The sequence below is a fragment of the Streptomyces sp. NPDC058534 genome (assembly GCF_042717365.1).
Lineage (GTDB): Bacteria > Actinomycetota > Actinomycetes > Streptomycetales > Streptomycetaceae > Streptomyces.
In genome coordinates this window covers 55,731-58,539 of record NZ_JBHXNW010000047.1, presented here as the reverse complement: position 1 = coordinate 58,539, position 2,809 = coordinate 55,731, and the positions used below count along the sequence as shown (strand labels likewise).

The 2,809-nt window shown below is 70.1% G+C and carries 2 protein-coding genes; both read right to left on the bottom strand.

What is annotated here, in order from left to right:
* Positions 1-104: 104 nt before the first annotated feature.
* The gene (locus ACFWR9_RS26495; RefSeq protein WP_383846383.1) at positions 105-479 is read right to left on the bottom strand and encodes a peptidase M23; all 375 of its coding nucleotides are present in this window, start codon (positions 477-479) and stop codon (positions 105-107) included.
* Positions 480-574: 95 nt separating this feature from the next.
* Positions 575-2,263 carry a cytochrome c oxidase subunit I gene (gene ctaD, locus ACFWR9_RS26490; RefSeq protein WP_383846382.1) on the bottom strand — a complete coding sequence of 563 codons (1,689 nt, stop codon included), beginning with the start codon at positions 2,261-2,263 and terminating at the stop codon, positions 575-577.
* Positions 2,264-2,809: the final 546 nt, after the last annotated feature.

Below are 2,809 nucleotides of genomic sequence, written 5' to 3'. Positions count from 1 at the left end.
TAGCGGGCCCCCCCCCCGCCCGGGCGTCCACCTCCCCCCGCTCCCGGGGGGGGGGGGGGGGGGGGGGCCCCCCCCCCCCCCCGCGCGGTGTGCTCCGGCGCCGGTCAGCAGTCCGGAACGCCCGCGATCTTCTCGCCGCCCCTCAGATACAGGTTGTTGACCCAGGCGATGTCACTGCCCGAGAACTCCTGCACGGCCGTCCACCAGCTGTTGCCGCCCACCGCCGGGTCGTGCACGTACTCGCCCCGCTTCTGGCAGACCGCGTCCAGCCAGTAGGTGGAGCGGACCGCGAGCACGTTGGAGTCCCTGGTGGGGTGCTGGCGCAGGTTGACGTTTGTCGCCCAGATGTAGACGTCGGTGAGGGTCGGGTCACCGCCGCTCGGCGCCGCCGGGGCGGCCTGGGCCGTGGTGGCGAGCCCGCCCACGGCGAGCGCGGCCGCCGCCAGCGCGGTGACCGAGTGACGCGTCAGTCGCTTCATGTGTGATTCCCCCTGTGCCGATGTGCGGCCGGGCGGCACCCGGCCCGCACTCGGCACTCTAGGGACGACCTGGGCCCAAGGGTCCCTGACAAGTGTCAGGGCCCGGTCCGCTCCGCCTCCTCGAGCGCGACGAGTTCGGGGTGGTGGAGGTCGTAGGCCGGCGACTCGGAGCGTACGCGCGGCAGCGCGTGGAAGTTGTGCCGCGGCGGAGGACAGGAGGTGGCCCACTCCAGGGAACGCCCGTAACCCCAGGGGTCGTCGGCCTCGACCGGACGCCCGTACTTCGCGGTCTTCCACACGTTGTACAGGAACGGCAGCGTCGACAGACCGAGCAGGAACGCGCCGACGGAGGAGACCGTGTTGAGGGCTGTGAAGCCGTCCGCGGCCAGGTAGTCCGCGTACCGGCGGGGCATGCCCTCCACGCCGAGCCAGTGCTGCACCAGGAACGTGGTGTGGAAACCGGCGAACAGCGTCCAGAAGTGCACCTTCTCCAGCCGGTGGTCGAGCATGCGGCCCGTCATCTTCGGCCACCAGAAGCTGAATCCGCCGAACATCGCGAACACGATCGTGCCGAACAGCACGTAGTGGAAGTGCGCGACGACGAAGTACGAGTCGGTGACGTGCCAGTCCAGCGGCGGCGAGCCGAGGATCGCCCCGGTCAGCCCGCCGAAGAGGAACGTCACCAGGAAGCCGGCCGTCCACAGCATCGGCGGCTCGAAGGACAGGGACCCCCGCCACATCGTGCCGATCCAGTTGAAGAACTTCACCCCGGTGGGGACGGCGATGAGATACGTCAGGAACGAGAAGAACGGCAGCAGCACGGCACCGGTGGCGAACATGTGATGCGCCCACACGGTGGCCGAGAGCCCCGCGATGGCGATGGTGGCGCCGACCAGCCCCATGTAGCCGAAGATCGGCTTACGGGCGAAGACCGGGATGATCTCGGTGATCACCCCGAAGAACGGCAGCGCGAGGATGTACACCTCGGGGTGGCCGAAGAACCAGAACAGGTGCTGCCACAGGAGCGCCCCGCCGTTCTCGGCGTCGAACACATGGGCGCCGAAGTGCCGGTCGGCCTCCAGCACCAGCAGCGCCGCCGCCAGCACCGGGAAGGCCAGCAGCACCAGGACCGAGGTCAGCAGCACGTTCCAGACGAAGATCGGCATGCGGAACATGGTCAGGCCGGGGGCGCGCATGCAGATGATCGTGGTGATGAAGTTGACCGCGCCCAGGATGGTGCCGAACCCGGACAGCGCCAGCCCCATGATCCACAGGTCGCCGCCGAGGTACGGGGCGCGCAGCGGACCGCTGAGCGGCGTGTAGGCGGTCCAGCCGAAGTCCGCCGCGCCCTGCGGGGTGAGGAAACCGCCGAGCACGATCAGCCCGCCGAACAGGAACAGCCAGTACGCCAGTATGTTCAGCCGTGGGAACGCCACGTCCGGCGCGCCGATCTGCAACGGCATGACGGCGTTCGTGAACCCCGCGAAGGTCGGGGTGGCGAACAGCAGCAGCATGATGGTGCCGTGCATCGTGAAGGCCTGGTTGTACTGCTCGTGGGAGAGCACCTGAATGCCGGGCCGGGCCAACTCGGCCCGGAGCAGCATCGCCAGCGCCCCGGCGATCAGGAAGAACGCGAACGACGTGATGAGGTACAGATGACCGATCCGCTTGTGGTCGGTCGAGGTGACCCAGGAGACGAGCACCCGCCCCCTGCCGTGGCGTTCCGCCGCCGGGACCGTGGCGGTCGGTCGGGTCGGTTCGGTCGGTTCGGTCTGTGTCACCATCCGACCAGGGCAACCGAGCCCCGGCCGCCCGCGTCGATGCCACGTCACACAACCACCGAGGTACGGCCGGTTGGCTGATCGTTTGTAGCCGTCCGGGTGGGCCGGCGACCCGTGCGGCCGAAGCGGCCGTCACCCGAATGGCCCCCGCACGCTACTGGTCACGGCCGAACCGGTGTCTCCTTGAGGGTGTCAGCGGCGTCCAGGCTGGGAGGCCGATCATGTACGAAATGTGCGTGGGCCCGGAGAAGGCGGGCGGAGCGTTGGTGTGGCACGTGTTGGCCAAACAGGCCGCGGCCACGCTGTGCGGACAGCAGCTCCGCGAACGTATTGAGGCATCCGACGGTGAACGGGCACGTCACTGCCCGGACTGCATGGCTTCCTTCGAGAAGTTGATGGCAACCACACCGTGCTGACGAACCGTCCGCGAGCTGTCCGCCCCCCCCCGGGCCCGCGGGCGGGGGGGGGGCGGGGGGGGGCGGCGGGGCGGGCCCCCCCCCCGACCCCGGGGGGGGGGGGGGTGTGGGGGGGCCCGGGGGGGGGGGGGTA